The organism is Vulcanisaeta distributa JCM 11217 (assembly GCF_001316005.1).
GTDB classification, from domain to species: domain Archaea; phylum Thermoproteota; class Thermoprotei; order Thermoproteales; family Thermocladiaceae; genus Vulcanisaeta; species Vulcanisaeta distributa_B.
The window spans coordinates 21,259-37,108 of sequence record NZ_BBBJ01000002.1 but is presented as its reverse complement, the minus strand read 5'-3'; the positions used below and the strand labels follow the sequence as shown (position 1 = coordinate 37,108).

General features: G+C 45.2%; 18 protein-coding genes and 5 pseudogenes. 14 read left to right on the top strand and 9 right to left on the bottom strand.

Annotated features, from left to right (window positions below; translation table 11 throughout):
- The first annotated feature begins 1 nt into the window (after position 1).
- The gene (locus JCM11217_RS02155) at positions 2–1,783 is read left to right on the top strand and encodes a long-chain-fatty-acid--CoA ligase (protein WP_243678065.1); all 1,782 of its coding nucleotides are present in this window, start codon (positions 2–4) and stop codon (positions 1,781–1,783) included.
- Here JCM11217_RS02155 and JCM11217_RS02150 read toward each other — a convergent pair.
- From JCM11217_RS02150 to JCM11217_RS12885, 3 genes are all read right to left on the bottom strand, one after another.
- The gene (locus JCM11217_RS02150) at positions 1,703–2,302 is read right to left on the bottom strand and encodes an amino acid-binding protein (RefSeq protein ID WP_054841924.1); all 600 of its coding nucleotides are present in this window, start codon (positions 2,300–2,302) and stop codon (positions 1,703–1,705) included. The two genes, JCM11217_RS02155 and JCM11217_RS02150, sit on opposite strands and share 81 nt — an antisense overlap.
- Positions 2,303–2,370: 68 nt before the next feature.
- Positions 2,371–2,805 carry a hypothetical protein gene (locus tag JCM11217_RS02145; protein WP_243678064.1) on the bottom strand — a complete coding sequence of 145 codons (435 nt, stop codon included), beginning with the start codon at positions 2,803–2,805 and terminating at the stop codon, positions 2,371–2,373.
- A 1-nt stretch (position 2,806) separates the two neighbouring features.
- Positions 2,807–2,971, bottom strand: a complete 165-nt coding sequence (locus tag JCM11217_RS12885) for a hypothetical protein (protein ID WP_243678063.1) — start codon at positions 2,969–2,971, stop codon at positions 2,807–2,809.
- A 54-nt stretch (positions 2,972–3,025) separates the two neighbouring features.
- Between JCM11217_RS12885 and JCM11217_RS02140 the strand changes: the two genes are divergently transcribed.
- Positions 3,026–3,484 (top strand): thioesterase family protein, encoded by a 459-nt coding sequence (locus JCM11217_RS02140; protein ID WP_243678062.1) that lies wholly within the window; start codon positions 3,026–3,028, stop codon positions 3,482–3,484.
- Here JCM11217_RS02140 and JCM11217_RS02135 read toward each other — a convergent pair.
- Both JCM11217_RS02135 and JCM11217_RS12880 read right to left on the bottom strand, forming a co-directional pair.
- Positions 3,468–4,534: pseudogene (locus JCM11217_RS02135) on the bottom strand (CoA transferase). The gene JCM11217_RS02140 and the pseudogene JCM11217_RS02135 sit on opposite strands and share 17 nt — an antisense overlap.
- The gene (locus JCM11217_RS12880; RefSeq protein WP_243678061.1) at positions 4,492–4,659 is read right to left on the bottom strand and encodes a hypothetical protein; all 168 of its coding nucleotides are present in this window, start codon (positions 4,657–4,659) and stop codon (positions 4,492–4,494) included. Before JCM11217_RS12880 ends, JCM11217_RS02135 begins: the two are co-directional and overlap by 43 nt.
- 87 nt (positions 4,660–4,746) lie before the next feature.
- Between JCM11217_RS12880 and JCM11217_RS02130 the strand changes: the two genes are divergently transcribed.
- Positions 4,747–4,935 (top strand): 50S ribosomal protein L37e, encoded by a 189-nt coding sequence (locus tag JCM11217_RS02130; RefSeq protein ID WP_013337593.1) that lies wholly within the window; start codon positions 4,747–4,749, stop codon positions 4,933–4,935.
- Here the strand turns inward: JCM11217_RS02130 and JCM11217_RS02125 are convergent.
- Positions 4,932–5,889, bottom strand: a pseudogene (locus JCM11217_RS02125) (hypothetical protein). The gene JCM11217_RS02130 and the pseudogene JCM11217_RS02125 overlap by 4 nt on opposite strands.
- 54 nt (positions 5,890–5,943) lie before the next feature.
- On the opposite strand from JCM11217_RS02125, the gene JCM11217_RS02120 reads away from it, so the two are divergent.
- The 5 genes and pseudogenes from JCM11217_RS02120 to JCM11217_RS02100 all read left to right on the top strand — a co-directional run bounded on the left by JCM11217_RS02120 (position 5,944) and on the right by JCM11217_RS02100 (position 9,758).
- Positions 5,944–6,546: a hypothetical protein gene (locus tag JCM11217_RS02120; protein ID WP_054841923.1), complete on the top strand. Its 603-nt coding sequence runs from the start codon at positions 5,944–5,946 to the stop codon at positions 6,544–6,546.
- A 126-nt stretch (positions 6,547–6,672) separates the two neighbouring features.
- Entirely contained in the window at positions 6,673–6,837 is a 165-nt protein-coding gene (locus JCM11217_RS12875; protein ID WP_243678060.1) for a hypothetical protein, read from the top strand.
- A 124-nt stretch (positions 6,838–6,961) separates the two neighbouring features.
- Positions 6,962–7,971, top strand: a pseudogene (locus JCM11217_RS12870) (DUF354 domain-containing protein).
- A 51-nt stretch (positions 7,972–8,022) separates the two neighbouring features.
- On the top strand, positions 8,023–8,907 hold the full coding sequence (locus tag JCM11217_RS02105; protein WP_054841920.1) for an NAD-dependent epimerase/dehydratase family protein: 885 nt from the start codon (positions 8,023–8,025) through the stop codon (positions 8,905–8,907).
- Entirely contained in the window at positions 8,904–9,758 is an 855-nt protein-coding gene (locus JCM11217_RS02100) for a glycosyl hydrolase family 4 (RefSeq protein WP_243678059.1), read from the top strand. Before JCM11217_RS02105 ends, JCM11217_RS02100 begins: the two co-directional genes overlap by 4 nt.
- A 104-nt stretch (positions 9,759–9,862) precedes the next feature.
- Here JCM11217_RS02100 and JCM11217_RS12865 read toward each other — a convergent pair whose 3' ends face one another.
- Genes JCM11217_RS12865 through hutI form a run of 3 tightly spaced genes read right to left on the bottom strand, consistent with a single transcriptional unit; the run spans position 9,863 to position 11,595 of the window.
- Entirely contained in the window at positions 9,863–10,075 is a 213-nt protein-coding gene (locus JCM11217_RS12865) for a hypothetical protein (protein ID WP_243678058.1), read from the bottom strand.
- Positions 10,072–10,299 carry a hypothetical protein gene (locus tag JCM11217_RS12860; protein WP_243678057.1) on the bottom strand — a complete coding sequence of 76 codons (228 nt, stop codon included), beginning with the start codon at positions 10,297–10,299 and terminating at the stop codon, positions 10,072–10,074. Before JCM11217_RS12860 ends, JCM11217_RS12865 begins: the two co-directional genes overlap by 4 nt.
- 39 nt (positions 10,300–10,338) lie before the next feature.
- Complete coding sequence (gene hutI / locus JCM11217_RS02090; RefSeq protein ID WP_054841919.1) at positions 10,339–11,595, bottom strand: imidazolonepropionase; 1,257 nt, start codon at positions 11,593–11,595, stop codon at positions 10,339–10,341.
- A 51-nt stretch (positions 11,596–11,646) separates the two neighbouring features.
- Here hutI and JCM11217_RS02085 point away from each other — a divergent pair, with 51 nt between their 5' ends.
- The 6 genes and pseudogenes from JCM11217_RS02085 to JCM11217_RS12845 all read left to right on the top strand — a co-directional run bounded on the left by JCM11217_RS02085 (position 11,647) and on the right by JCM11217_RS12845 (position 15,845).
- A complete protein-coding gene (locus JCM11217_RS02085; protein WP_054841918.1) occupies positions 11,647–13,428 on the top strand; it encodes a glutamate--tRNA ligase in 1,782 nt (593 codons plus the stop codon).
- A 64-nt stretch (positions 13,429–13,492) separates the two neighbouring features.
- Positions 13,493–13,675: a hypothetical protein gene (locus JCM11217_RS12855; RefSeq protein WP_243678056.1), complete on the top strand. Its 183-nt coding sequence runs from the start codon at positions 13,493–13,495 to the stop codon at positions 13,673–13,675.
- Positions 13,617–13,865, top strand: coding sequence for a pyridoxal-phosphate dependent enzyme (locus tag JCM11217_RS12850; protein WP_243678055.1), 249 nt, complete (start codon positions 13,617–13,619; stop codon positions 13,863–13,865). Before JCM11217_RS12855 ends, JCM11217_RS12850 begins: the two co-directional genes overlap by 59 nt.
- A pseudogene (locus JCM11217_RS02080) lies at positions 13,793–14,583 on the top strand (pyridoxal-phosphate dependent enzyme). Before JCM11217_RS12850 ends, JCM11217_RS02080 begins: the two are co-directional and overlap by 73 nt.
- 250 nt (positions 14,584–14,833) lie before the next feature.
- Positions 14,834–15,678, top strand: a pseudogene (locus tag JCM11217_RS02075) (pyridoxal phosphate-dependent aminotransferase).
- Positions 15,675–15,845, top strand: coding sequence for a hypothetical protein (locus JCM11217_RS12845; protein WP_243678054.1), 171 nt, complete (start codon positions 15,675–15,677; stop codon positions 15,843–15,845). Before JCM11217_RS02075 ends, JCM11217_RS12845 begins: the two are co-directional and overlap by 4 nt.
- The last annotated feature ends 5 nt before the right edge of the window (positions 15,846–15,850 follow it).

Below are 15,850 nucleotides of genomic sequence, written 5' to 3'. Positions count from 1 at the left end.
TATGACGGAACAAAGAGAATTCTTCAGTGGATTTAGAGATTACTCGTTAACGGTTGATAAAGTACTTACCTGGGCCTCATACTCTTTCCCAAATAATGAGATTGTTTATTGGCCCCCTGGCGGCTCCAGGACATCAGTCACATTCGCGCAATTCGCGGATAGGGTCCGGAGAGTTGCCGCGGCGCTGATGGACTTAGGTCTACAACCAGGTAAATCATGGGAATTCGGCTCTAAGGTTGCGGTTATGGAATGGGATACGCTTAGGTATGTTGATTTGTTCTATGCAGTACCGTCAATAGGCGCTACTTTATTTACAGTGAACATTAGGTTGGCACCACACGAAATAATGTATATAATGAACATTGCAAAGCCAGATGTTTTAATGATAAATATCGACGACTTCGAATTATTCATAAAGCCAATCCTCGACAATATTAAGACAATAAAGCTCGTTATTTATATGAGTGATAGGGGTAAGGTGCCGAGCCAGGACTACGGCGTTAAGATGATACCGTACGAGGAACTCCTAAAACACGAACCACTAAAGGAATTCCCTGAGATTGATGAGAGAACCCCTGCCACAATGTTATTCACATCAGGTACTACGGGTCCGCCAAAGGGTGTTTATTTCACACATAGGCAGTTAATGCTTCATGCAATGTCCTTAACAATAGCATTGAGTTACCCACCATACAATGTCGGTATTAGAGATGTCGCCATGCCCTTAATACCATTATTCCACGTACATGGTTGGGGAACACCATACGTAGTGATGCTTTCGGGAACCAGGAAGTACGTACTGCCAGGTAGGTATGATTGGGGTCACATACTCAAGCTAATACATGAGGAGGGAGTCACGTACACAGGCGGTGTGCCAACGATACTATACCTACTCCTTACCCATCCTGACTCACCTAAGTATGACCTAAGTGGGTTGAGGTTCGGCAATGGCGGTTCGGCAATGCCCGAAGGCCTCTATAATGCGGCAAGGGCTAGGGGGGGCATTACCGTGGCCTCTGGTTATGGAATGACCGAAACGGCGCCAGTACTAACAATGGCCTACCTAAGGCCTGAGCATCTGAGTCTTTCCGAAGATGAGAAGAAGCAAATAGTGCTTAGGACAGGCCTACCCATACCTCTTGTTCAGTTGCGTGTTGTTGATGAGCAGGATAGGGATGTCCCAAGAGATGGTAAAACAATGGGCGAGTTAGTGGTTTGGTCTCCATGGGTTGCCAGGGAGTATTTGAATGATCCTGAGAAGACGAGGAATGCATGGCGCAACGGCTGGTTCCACACGGGCGATGTAGCGGTTTGGCTACCAGATGGTTATGTGGTAATTGTTGATAGGCTTAAGGATGTGATTAAGAGTGGTGGAGAATGGATATCAAGTGTTAAGTTGGAAAGTATCATTAGTACTCATCCTGCGGTTGGTGAGGTTGCCGTGATTGGTGTTCCTCACCCAAAGTGGGGGGGTGAAAGACCAATAGCGATAGTCGTACCTAAACTAGGACAAAGGCTTACTGAGGATGAGATTAGGAGTTACCTGATGCAGTTTGTGGAGAGGGGTGAGATACCGAAGTGGTGGATACCGGACAAGGTGATAATTGTTGAGTCCGAATTGCCAAAAACAAGCACAGGAAAGATCGACAAGAAAATACTTAGGGATAGTTCAAGGATGAGTTCATGCCCGCTACTTGATGCCTTATGTAATTATTATGTCACGATAAGAATCCCTTCTCTCTATCTTTACATAATGCCTAATATTGCCTATGGCCTCGAATAACCCTTTAATAATTCCCTTAGTCATTGGCATTCCAACATCCTCATCAAAGGACCTTGCTATAGAGATTACGGTTTTATTTGGCATGAACTGCACGTTGATTAGGGCTATGACCCCCCCTAGTGCTGTGAGTATTCTTAATGAGGAGTAAAGAGCGTCCTTAAAGTCCCTCATTGAATTCAGTATGTACCTCATTAATTCCTTACCATACTCATAACCAAGGCGCTCAATAAACTCAGGCTCCCTCTCCATTACGTAGAAGACCAACGCCTTCATGAAATTCTCCTGGATAAAGCCAAGTATTGTAAATGGTAAGTCTAACACATTCACCGTATTTACCCCATCAACATTACCAATACTACTCAGTAATTCATTACTCACCTCACCATTAATTTCAATGAGTATTGCGTAGTTATTACCCACGATATTCCTTATGTTTAAATTCCGAGACCTAATCACACCGGTGATGTCGTTAAGTAGACCAGGCCTGTCTCTCGAAATACTTATTAATAACCAAACCATGAGATAATACCTAAGTATAGACTTAAAGGTATTACCAATTCAATGGCACATTTAATGAAATAATAAAATTATAATGAATAATTATGCTCCATAACTTGCCTAATAGTTTTAAGTTCCTGCATTACCCTATTAAGTATTGGTTCGCCAACACTCCTAAGCACATCAATACCTGGCGGCTTTAGGCAATGCTTGAACTCAACGGGTACATTTATGCCAAGCCCGCTTAAACACCGGGCCATCCTATACCAATTACTCGATTCATAGATACCGCACTTAATTGCGGCAAGGAGAAACATTAATTCCTTAAGAGACTTGCACACCATAACCTCATCATCACTATTGAGGAAGAGGAACTCCCTCTCATCGATCATCCCCCCCAACTCATTTCTAATGGCTGAATTAACATCAATGTCTAGGGGATTACCGTAGATTAACCTGCCAGTCTTAATTACGTAGACGAAGAATAGGGTGTTACGTGGCTTCCTAAAAACCTGTAAATCCACATTATCCCCCCATCCTGGGAATCTCCTTAGGTAATTCTTCCATGAATACCGCAATATCGACATCACCGCCACTACAGTCAAGTGACCCACCGTATACGTATATAGCATACGCATTTCTAAACCTATCAATCACCTCATTAATTATGTCCTTAGGTATGCAATTCACATTGATATGTACGAGCTAATACTTAATAAGTTAGGTGCTTAATTAATTATAGAAATGCCATTTAGGGCTAAGTACTATGTTTATTGGGCCGATACCGACGCAGCCGGTATCGCTCACTTCACATCATTCCTAAGGCTCGTTGAGCGCGCGGAGGAGGACTTCTATAGAGAGAATGGGATACTTCACTACCACTCAATTGCGCCGCGCAGGGAGGTCTTCATAACATACACAGCACCATTAAAAAGGGGTGATGTTGCTGTGGTTGAGTTGTGGCTTGATGAGGCGAGAACTAGGGCTATTAGGTATAGGTTTAGGATAATCAATGAGACAACCGGTAAAAACGCCGCTGAGGGTTACCTGGTATTTACCTGCGTTAGTAATGAAGGTGGTGAATTAAGGGCTATTCCATGCCTGAAGAACTTGTTAATGCTTGGAGAAGGACCCTCGACGCGGCTAATACTCAAGGAGCCTAACGCCAGTGGATTCATCATTAAATCTAATGGGGGTTTCTAACGAGCTTTACCGTACCCAACTCAGGGTGGTTCGCCTCGGTTAATACGTACTTATTCACATAGGGGGGGTCCCTCGCTATATCGGCCATGTCATAGACGGGGGGGCCTGCCGGTATTCCATTGCTTAGGAATAGATTTACCCAGTAGTCTCTATCCCTTGTTAGGAATACTTCCTGGAGTATCCTCTCAAGTTCGTTCTGATTCCTGACCCTGTCAGGGTTAGTTCTAAACCTAGGGTCATCAATCAACTCAGGCCTGCCAATAACCTCGCAGAACCTCCTCCAAATCCTATCATTACCAACCGCGAGTATGAACATCTTACCATCCTTAGCCCTAAAGGCTTGGTAAGGAGCAACGACACTCATGTACTTAGTGCCAATGGCCTTGGTACATTACCAGTGAAGAGGTAGTAAAGGATGTGTATACCCATTACGTATAGCTGAGTCTAACATTGGTACGGTAATCCTAACACCCCCCCTACCCTCCCTATCCCTAATCCTGAGCGCGGATAGTATTGCTATTACCGAGAAGAAGCCCGTCACCATGTCGGTTATTGGAACACCGACCTTAACAAGGTCCCATCTTCACAGCCAGTGACACTCATTAAACCGCTCATGCCCTGAATAACAACGTCGAAGGCCGGGTAATCCTCATACTCACTACCAGGCATGAAGCCCTTAATCGATACGTAGATGATCCTTGGATTGACCCTACTCACTGAGTTATAATCAACACCGAGCCTCTCGCAACGCCAGGCCTATAATTCTCAATAAGCACATCGGCGCCCTTAACCATCTCATAAAGCCTGTTCCTATCACCCTCATTCTTCAAGTCAAGCCTAATCACGTGCTTATTCCTATTCATTGCCAGGTAATACGTACTAACATTATCCCTAATTACGTGGCCCCCACGTCCTAGTCATGTCACCTTCAGGCGACTCAACCTTAATAACCTCAGCACCTAAATCACCCAGTATCGAGGTTGCGAAGGGACCAGCCGCAGAGTGGGTTAGGTCAATAACCTTAATACCCTCAAGTGGAAGTTTATCCATACTAAGAAAACCTTACTTAATTCCCTTTTTAGGATTAATGCGAACCTTAATACATAACCATACACCTTCCTTACCTTACTCCTTACCCTCTTACCGCCATAAGCCTTCACTCTAACCTCTCGCATGTAATTAACTCAATTTCATAATTAATTACCGCTGTATAGATCAATGGCGGCAAAAGTTAAAAACCACTGAAATTAGCATGACTCGATATGGTAAAGGGCACGCCAAGCTTTGGCAAGATGAATAAGGGTTGGACGCACATTAGATGTCCAAGATGTGGCAGACACGCCTACAACCCAGTTAAGGGCTACTGCGCAGCCTGTGGCTGGGGTAGGTCAAAGAGGATTAGGCGCTACTCATGGCAGAATAAGAAGGTTAATAAGGTTAGGATACGCTAATCCTCAACCTCATCCTTAACTCTCTTGAACTGTTCCAGGTAATCATTAGGCGGCGGTTCTTTTGAGTATAGATCCTTCCTCATAGCCTCAAGTAATTCGTCTTCACGATTAAGTAACCCCGCGTACGTCGTGATTAATACCCCCAACTTACCTGCCTCCTCAAACAATGCCTTCAATGAATCCCTCCAATGCAAGTCTCTCAATGTATGGTGCGCTATAACCAACTTATTGAGAAAGCCAGCCCTTAGGATTGCCATAAGATTCCTCAGGGCATTACTAAGGTATTCCTCGCCGAACCCTCTCCTCGATAAGTACAGGGGGGGTGGTCCACCAACTACTAATGTTTGTGGTTTCATACTCATTACGTAATCAACGGCTAATTGCGATACGGGTCCCTCGACATCAGGCATAAATGTTAATGACTCATCATCGTCTACTATCGTAATTGCTATTACCCTACCTGTCTTCGCATTATCCTCACCATGCGGTAGTGATTGCGATATTATGAGCCTCGTGGAGCCTATTATGAACTCCTTACCGTCAGCAAACACGAGATCTCTCGTAATACCCTCAATAGCCTTCCTCAACCCATAATAACGCCTCCTCTGGCTCCAATTCTCATCACTAGGTGATTTCATGAGCAGTACCTTACCACTGTATATCTTCTTATAACTCTCGTTTGTGGTTCCCATGTAAATGCTTGGGTATGGTACTGTGAAGTGGTCTCTATGATAATGACTAATGAATACATAATTAGCATCCTCCGCGTACCTCTCAAGAATACTCCTCAACGCTCTAACTCTCTCTATTTCACGAGGATGGGGGCGGTAAACCATACCTATTCGGCGATAGGCTAATCCCAGGGTCTAGAAGTATTGATAAGTCCTTCGTTCTTATGAACATCGCCATTGACCTAACACCAAGGCTCTCCTCGGCGATTGGTATAACCTCCATACACATAATTACCACTGTAAGATTTATAATGTCTTTAGTTTCACACTAAGCTCAGTGGATGACTTTAAACTCGGCTTTGCTGGTAGGTCATCCACCTGGAACCTACTTAGAAAGCTTATTTTTCCTGAGCATGTGGCCTTGAGGTACGTAAGTAATGAGGATGACTGCCTAGGGCTTGACTTCGTGATCGTTGAGAGGTATATGGCGGATTTAGTTAATTGTTCCAGGGTATTTGTATTGAATGACCCAAGTATTGATGGTATAATTGAGGCTGTGATTAATGGGTTAGGCCTTAATGAATTGAACATCGGGGGGGTTGATATTGGTAACTCCAGGTGTGGCGCCATCATACTTGCCAACGATACACCATTGATTCACGTAACACTTAGTTTCGTAAAGCTCATTAAAGTTATAAGGAGGTTGGCTAGGCGGTCAATCATTAACTTAGTAATTGGCACGAGCCCCGGCGTCTCAGAGCTCGTTAGGGTCTTCGTAGATTCATTGAATGACGTGAATGTTAGGGTTAGGGTGATTAGTGAGGGCTTGGCCTATGGAAAGAAGGATGTATTCAGGTCCAGGTATCCATACCTAACGCTGGATGAACTTGATGGACTAGTTTACGCATATACCGGCCTTGCAACGAGTTCCCATGAGTAATTACTTAATTAGACTTAATGATGAGATATTCTATACATATTACTTATATAATACCTGTAGAATATCTGTAATATAATGCGTATAATAATGGTAATTCTTATAAAATAATCACTATGGGGGGGATTTATGATGCCGATAATAATTAAGTGCCATTCATGCGGCTTCGTGTTTTATAATGACCAGCAGCTTAAGAGCGTTGATGAGGTGCTCAGGCAGTGGGGGGGCTATAGATGCCCAGTCTGTTTAAGCCCATTGAGCAAGGCACCAATTGCTATGCGTGTTAAAGGATAAGTTATCAAAGCAATTCGCATTAAAATTAAAATAAACCTATTAACTGTGTCTTTAGGCCATGGTTGTTAAGGCGTGGTTCGATGCATTAACAGCTAAGCAGGCTAGGATCGCCGCAGTATTAAGTATGGAGGGTAGGAGGAATAATATAGATTTCATAATAACGTGTAGGAAGTATGATTACGTCGAGGAGGTCCTGGATATGTTCAATCTTCACTATGAATGCGTTGGTTACCATGGTGAGGACCCTAAGGAGAAGTTGCTGAGGGGTATTGAAAGGCAGCTCGCATTACTTGATGTGGTTAGGGACTTCGATGTTCACGTATCATTAACATCGCCGGACGCGGTTAGGGTCGCCTTTGGTCTTGGTAAACCGATAATAGCATTGACGGATACTGCTCATTCGTACTTCGTTAATAAACTAACATTACCGCTGGCGAATACGGTAATAGCGCCGTTGGCAATACCAATGAGTGAGTGGGCTCGTTACATACCAGTGCCGAGATTGATAAGGTTAGGGCATTTGATGGGGGGGTTTTTGAGCTCATGTGGATTAATAGGTTTAAACCGACCGGCGACTCTATTAATAGGCTGGGGGGGCTTAAGAGTAAGGAGTTCGTTGTAATTAGGTTTGAGGAGTCTAGGGCTTCGTATTATGGTTATGGTGATAAATCACGATTATTAATTAGAATGGCTAAGAAGGTGCTTGAGAATGGTTATTATGTAGTTATGTTTCCGCGATATCCATATCAAGAGGAATTGATAAAGTCTGAACTTGGTCTTTTCCTTAAGCTTGGTAAATTAGTGATACCAAGGAACATGAAGTTAGATGGCCTTGACCTATCGTGGCATGCCAGGCTCGTGATTACAGGTGGCTCGACGATGGCCCACGAGTCAGCACTACTGGGTACGCCTGCCATTAGCTATTTCCCACAGCATTACTACATAGATGATTACTTAATGAGTAAGGGATTACCGCTATATAGGTGCGTTGATGAGGATTGCCTGGTTGTTCTTGATTCAATCCTTAAATCGGATACCACACATGTCGATACGAGCTCAGTACTAAGTAGAATGGAGGACCCGACAGAGCTCATCATCAATGAAATAAGGAGACTTGCGAACGAGGGTAAGTAGGCCCCCCCTAGTGGGTAATTATTATTAAGGTAGCCTATAATCGATGATTTGATGAAAATACTAGTGAGCGGTTCCTCAGGATTCCTAGGAAGGAACATCGTTAGTTGCCTAAGAGCTAAAGGATATGATGCGAGGGGGGGCCTCGATATCGTTAAGGCGGAGACCACGGACTACATAATCGATATAACAAGGAGGGATGAGATCACCGGTCTTTCTAAGGAGGGCTTTGACGCAATTATACACCTGGCAGCGTACCCAAACCCAAGGTCATTCACAAATGCAGGCGCTCTCAAGGGCCTTGATGTTAATGTCGTCGGCACAATAAATATGCTGGAACTCGCGAGAATCTTGAACGCTAAATTCCTACTCTACTCAACATCGAATGTCTATGGTAAGCCCATTAAATTACCCGTTACTGAGGATGACCCACTAAGGCCCTTTGAGGGTTATGGCTGGAGTAAGGTGGCCGCAGAGGCCGTATCCATGTCTTACCACGTCGTTCATGGAGTCCCAGTAACAATATTCAGGTTGTGGAAGCCCTATGGCCCCTACGACAATGGTGTCGTTGGTATATTTATAACCAGGGCATTGAGGAATGAGGATCTCGTGGTTAATAATGGCGGTGTCGACACAACGGACTTCCTATACGTTGAGGATCTATGCGATGCCACTGAACTAGCGCTTAGGAAGGATGAGACGGTTGGTCAAGCCTTCAATATTGGGCTTGGTGTTGAGACCTCAATACTCGACTTAGCTAGGGTGGTGGTTAAGTTGGTTGGTTCAAATTCTAAAATTAATGTTCAACCGAAGACATCCGAGCCATTTAGAAGTTATCCAGACATTAGTAAGGCCATGAGGATCCTCGGCTTTAAGCCTAAATATGACTTGGTGAGCGGCTTGAGGGCTACAATTGATTGGTTTAGGCGAAATCTATGAACATTAACTACGTATTAATTGCGGTAGTATCCTTCGTAATCTCGTTGATCACGGTATATGCAATATCCAGGTTAAGAAATCCAAAATTATTGGCGCCGGATGTCCATAAGCCATACAGGGCTCTTGTGCCTAAGATAGGCGGTGTTTCCGTACTGATCGCCATGGGCGTTGTCACGTTGATCGCCTACTTGATTAACGATGCAAGGTTACTCGCGCTGGGTCTTGTGACCTTGACTGTGGGTTTGATAGGGCTTGCTGATGATCTCAGGGGGGGATTGCCCGTCAGTGTCAGGGTTTTCTTACCGTTGGTGCCGTCATTGATCATTCCCGTGGTTGTTCATGGCTATATATACATACTCTTGATTGGTCACGTACATAACTTCTTCGTAGTAGCCTTTCTCTCAATGCTTGCTGTGACTGTTATGGCTAATGCCGTCAACATGCTCGATGTGATGAATGGGATAGTCCCCGTCTCAACATTAATGATATTGACCGTTAGTGGGTTTATTTCATACATGGCTGGTTTTAGCTATGCCTTACCGGCAACATTAATACTCGTGCTCACGGTGTTGCCGCTGGCCGTATTTAATTGGTACCCTGCCAGGGTATTCAATGGCAACGTTGGCAGCTACGCGCTTGGGGGGGCAATGATGGGCGCATTCATGGTTTTATACAATGCTGGAACCCAGGGCGTGATATCGGCACTACCATACATAATAAATGGCTTCCTAATAGTCATAACAGCAAGGGGGGGCTTTAAGCCTAGGGAGACCTTGAAGAGGCCCGTAATTGTGAATGATGGCATAATCCACGCAAATAAGACCCCCTGGATCGCCAACTACCCTGGTTAAGTTGATGGTAATGAGGAGACCAAAGACTGAGAAGGAGGTTGTTCGTGATGTATTACTATTATTCCTAATAACGAGTCTCGCATCACTCTCGCTCTTGGCATTTATTATTTAACCACAACAGCCTCCTTTATGCTTATGTTCGAACCTCTCGTAATGTAGATACTCCTCATATTACTCAACTCCCTGAGTACGCCAAGATAGAACGTGGCCTCCATGAAATCCGTTTGTTCCTCAAGGCTTCTCGGCTTCCTCTTTCTAATCATATTCACGAAATCCTCAATGCTCATACTATACTTACGCTCCAAGTCCTTAATCATAACCCTAAATGTCTCGGCTTATACTCGCCATAATCATTAATACATGGTGGTGGGCTCAGGCCAACCTGCCTCGTTAGGTTAACTATGTACGGGCACGTTGCCGGGTCCCTACCGGCTGGACAATGCTCCTGGCAAACGACCATTGCATATCTCAAAATCCTCTCCAGGATACTTAACGGCATCACTACGTACTCCTCCTCAGGGTCAAGCCTAATCTCCATCAATGGTCATTAAAAGCCCTGTGGAGTTAATAAATAAAGTTTTCAAGCACATTCCTTACTAATCATGGTGCCCATCGGCGTTGATTCAAGCACCGCGCCCCTCTTTATTACGACTAGGACCTTATTCCTACCCAACTCATAGCTTAACCACCTATAGTTAGGTACATCCCAAATAACGATATCCGCCAAGTAACCAGGCTGTAAGATACCTCTGTCTCTGAGGCCGAGGCTGTATGCCGCGTTAGTCGTAGAGGCCATTATGACCTCCATGGGCGTCATGCCGAGTAGGTATGTGGCTAATTCCATTACATATTGCATACTTAAGGACCAGGAATTTGGGCTGAAGTCCGTACCAAGCGCGATGGGGGGGACGCTTGCACTCCTCAATGCCTTAATCGGCGGTCTCTTACTACTCATTAACGAGAGTATGGTCACGGGCAATAGGGTCGCTACGGAACCCCTCTCCGCAATCAATCTTGCATTTTGTTCAGGTAAATTCAATAAGTGATCAAGAGATGCAATACTAAACTCCCTGACCAAGTCACTACATCCGATATACGCTATTTCATCGGCATGAAGCCTAAGTCCAAAACCCCCCCTTCTTGACGCCTCCCTAAGTATTTCCCTGGTCTCCTCCACCGTGAATGCGCCCTCATCGCAAAATACATCAACAAACCTCGCCAGGTCCCTCGCCTTATCGAGAGAGTTTATCACGGCATTAACGTAAACCCTCCTATCCATGTCCCTCGGTGGCACGTGAATTAAGTACGTCGGTACAACATCAATGGGTGATTTCACCAATGATTCATTAATTATCTTAAGAAGTCTCATTTCCTGGTTTGGATCAATCCCATAACCACTCTTAACCTCTATCGTGGTCGTGCCGTACTTCGCAACCTCAAACAACCTGTTAAGGAGTATCTTCCTAAGCTCTTCATCCGTTGCGCCAACAGTGGCGTTAACAGTCCTGTAAATACCGCCACCCTTCCTGAGTATTTCCTCGTATGGAACACCCTCAAGCTTAAGCTCAAGCTCATCCTCCCTAGAACCAGCAAAGAGGAGGTGCGTGTGTGGATCCACGAGTCCGGCCGTTACTAGGGATTCCTCGGCAGGTATTCTGCACTTACCTTCGTATTTCCTGCTTATTGAGTTCCACGAGCCAACATCCACTATTTTATCGCCGTCAACGGCTATGCCTGCATCTTCAATAACCAGCACGGGGTCTCCATACCTCCAGGGCATTGATTTTGCAGTAACTAACTGCTTAATCGGGCCAATGAGTAGGGATACCTTATTCATAATGTGGTTGTTTAGCGTATGTTTAAAAAGATTCCATTTTAACTAACTGGCGTGTCCGTGAATAGGGATAGGATTAGGGATATTGCCCTAAAGCATGCATTGATTAACGCCGTAAAGTTCGATGGAAGGGCGAGTATGAACGCAGTAATTTCCAAGGTATTTGCTGAAGACCCCTCACTTAGGTCCATGGCCAGGGAAGTCGCACAAATAGTTAAGGAGGTCATTGATTACGTGAACTCCCTAAGCATTGACGAACAAAGAAACCTACTAATGAGTAGGTGGCCTGAAGCCCTTGGGGGGGAGAGGAAGGTTGAGTCATATAGAAAGGGGGGGATTGAGGACCTACCGCCACTACCCAACGATAGTAAGTACGAGGTAATAACACTCAGATTCGCGCCAAACCCAGACTTCGTGCTTCACCTAGGTAGCGCCAGGCCAGCCATTATCAATTACGCATATAAATTGAAGTACGAGGGCCTGGGTAAGAGGGCGAAGTTCATACTTAGGTTTGAGGATACCGACCCAAGGACGAAGAGACCACTTCCTGAGGCTTATGATGCGATTAAGGAGGACTTAAGGTGGCTTGGAATTAAGTGGGATGAGGAGTACGTACAGTCGGATAGGATGGAGATCTATTACGACATTGCTAAGAAAATTATTGGGAAGGGAGGCGCCTACGTTGCTGCGGAGAATACCGAGTGCACACCCGATGATTGGAAGAGGTCTAAGGTAACAGGTAAGCCATGTAGAAATAGGGATGCTGACCCAAGCGTCAACCTTGAGCTCTTTGATAAGATGCTTGAGGGTTATTATAAGGAGGGTGAGGCTGTCATGGTAATAAAAACCGACCTACAACACCCAGACCCAAGCGTTAGGGATTGGGTTGCCATGAGAATCATAGACACGAATAAGTACCCACACCCAAGGGTTGGTTCTAAGTACATTGTTTGGCCTACGTATAACTTCTCCGTGTCCATTGATGACCACCTAATGGGTATAACGCATATACTAAGGGCGCAGGAACACTCAGTGAACACCGTCAAGCAATCCTTTATTTATGCTCACATGGGCTGGGAACAACCGGAGGCAATACACTTTGGCAGGCTTAAGATTGTTGGTATGACACTGAGTAAGACGAAGCTGAAGGCGCTCGGTATTAAGTGGGATGACATTAGATTACCGACACTCGCGGGCCTTCGGAATAGGGGGGGTATTCAACCAGAGGCCATTTGGAATATAATGCTTCAAGTTGGTGTTAAACCCACGGATGCCACGATATCCTCAGCCAACCTATTTGCTGAGAATAGGAAGATAATAGAGCCAAGGGCTAATAGGTACATGGCCGTGATAGATCCCGTTAAGGTAGTGATTGAGGGGGGGATTACGGAGGAATTAACCGCTAAGCTACCAATGCACCCATCATTTCCTGAACGCGGATTTAGGGTAATAACTCTAAAGCCAGTCGATAATAAGGTGACGATTTTCATAAGCAGAGCCGACTATGATAAGGTAGGTCCGGGCTCCGTAATTCGACTTATGGAGCTCGTTAACATAGAGGTTATGAGTAAAGGTGAGGATACCTTGACCGTGAGGATGCATAGTAAGGATCTCGAGAGCGCCAGGAAGGTTAATGCTCCAATTATTCAGTGGGTACCACCCGATGGATTGCCGATAAGGGTTGTAAGGCCTGAGGACTTAAAGCTTATTGAAGATGTGGGGGGGCTTGCTGAGCCAGCCGTGGGTCAGGTGGCTAATGATGAGATAATACAGTTCATGAGATATGGCTTTGTTAAGAAGGTTGGGCATGATAGGTTTATTTACGTTCATGATTGAGATTATACATCGCGTCTACGATCTACGAAAAATAATTTAATCCATAAATTCAGTAAGCCAGTGTATGAGGGTATGGTACAAGTGTTCAAGGTGCGGTTACACCGCTGAGGCGTCTTCATGGCTTTGGCGATGCCCAAGGTGCGGTAATCCGCTTGACATAGTTATTGATGGTTTGAAACTTACGCTTAGTGAACGTAGGGGGTTTATGGAGGTTTACCAGCGTAATACCTGCCAAGCCACTGGTTAGTTTAGGTGAGGGCTTTACGCCGTTAATTAATGCCGACTTCCTTGGCAATAATGTTTACCTTAAGCTTGAGTACCTAAACCCAACAGGCTCGTTTAAGGATAGGGCTCTGCCGTCGCAATATCGAAGGCGCTCGAGTTCGGCGTTAAGACCGTTGTTGAGGATTCAAGTGGTAATGCAGGAATATCCATAGCAGCCTACGCTGCTGCGGCTGGGATTAAGGCTAGGATCTACGTACCCGGGGATGCGCCTGAGGGTAAGAAGAGTCTCATAAGGTCGTTGGGGGCTGAGTTAATCGAGGCTCAATCCAGAGATGAGGCGGGAAAGTTAGCCGTTGAATCCGTAAAACCTGGCGAGGCTACATCGGCCATGCATGGAATCCCTGGTTTCTACAGGGCACGAAAACCCTAGCCTATGAATTAATTGATCAGCTGGGGCATGTTCCTAATGCCGTGATTCTCCCCCCCGTGTCAGCTGGCACATTATTACTTGGCCTATGGATTGGTTTCAATGAGTTATTGAATCTAGGCCTTATCAGTGGGATACCACGACTCTACGCGGTGCAGGCGCAGGGTTTTGCAACCCTCTATGAGAGAGTGCATGGTGACTACGTTAGAGAGCCTACGAAGTTCGCAGATGCGCTTAGGGTGCTTAATCCACCTAGGATTGAGCAGTTAGTTAACGCTATTAGAGGAAGTAATGGTGATGTCTTGGTAGTTACCGATGATGAGCTTCTACAATCATGGAAATCATTACTAAGGAGGGGGTTCATTATTGAGCCGAGTAGTGCGATAGCTCTTTCAGGTTACATAAAGCTGTTAAACAATAACTATTTGAGTAAGGATGATGAGACTGTGATAGTACTAACGGGTAGTGGCTTAAAGTATATAGATATAATGAGTAAAATATAATGAAATATATTTAACAGGAGTAACCTTTATAAACACGTACAATTCCCTACGCACCGTGAGGATCTCAGCAAGGAGTAACGCATTCCCTGGATCCGCGATTAGGGGTGTTAATGAGGAGGTTGTTGGGCTTGAGGGTTCTGGTGTTAGGGTTTTTGGTTTTCATATTGGTCAGCCTGGTCTTCCGCCTAGTAGGGAGTTGCTCCTTGAGTTTACGAAGGGGGGGCTTCTCGAGAAGCCCTTCGAGTACAGCATGTACACGCCGAGTAGCGGTATTGAGGAACTTAGGGAGGCAATAGCCGAAGACTACACAAAATATTCAGGGGGGGTTAAGGTAAGCAGTGCCAATGTCTCGGTCACTGCGGGTTCCGCGGAGGCTATTTTGGCTGCCTTTATGGCTATTATTGATGAAGGTGATGAGGTCGTACTCTTCGACCCAACATACTTAATGTATGAGCCTGTCATTAATTACCTGGGTGGTAGGGTTGTTAGGGTTAGGGCTAGGGAGGAGCTTGGCTGGGAGCCGGGTGAGGAGGATGTTAAGGCCGTAATGAGTAGGAGGGTTAAGGCAATAATAGTTGTTAATCCAGATAATCCAACGGGCAGGGTCTTGAGTGAATCAATGATTAAGTTATTGGTTGACTTAGCCCGTGACTATGATGCGTTCCTTATATACGATGAGGCGTATAGGCACCTTTATTACGAGGCTCTCACACATACGCCGTTAGGTATGGTCTTGAGAATGTCATTGCCCTGAACACGTTTTCGAAGGACCCAGCAATGCCTGGATGGAGACTTGGCTATGTGGTTGCTCATGAAGAGTTCATGAAGGTGTTCAATAGGGTTAAGCAGTACACGAATCTAAATCCACCAACACCAGCCCAGTATGCTGGACTTCTATATCTCAGGAAGTATAAGGAGAAGTACATAAGCGAGACCCTGCCAATCTATAAGTCGAGGATGGAGGCCATGTACAAAGCCATCAGGGAGTACCTACCCGAGGCCACAGTCGTAAAACCAAAGGCCGGACTATTCATGTTCCCAAACTTAAGGCCATATCTTGAGAGGCTCGGCTTGATGATTATGAGTTCGCAATGAAATTGGTTAAGGAGGCTCATGTTGCTGTGGTACCTGGATCAGCCTTTGGTGAGGCAGGTAAGTTGCACGTTAGGATGACATTTGCCAGAGAGAATGAACGAGATATTGAGGCGGGAATTAAGGTAATGGCCGATTACATATTGAGGGTTTTAGGGAAGTCTAAATGACTATA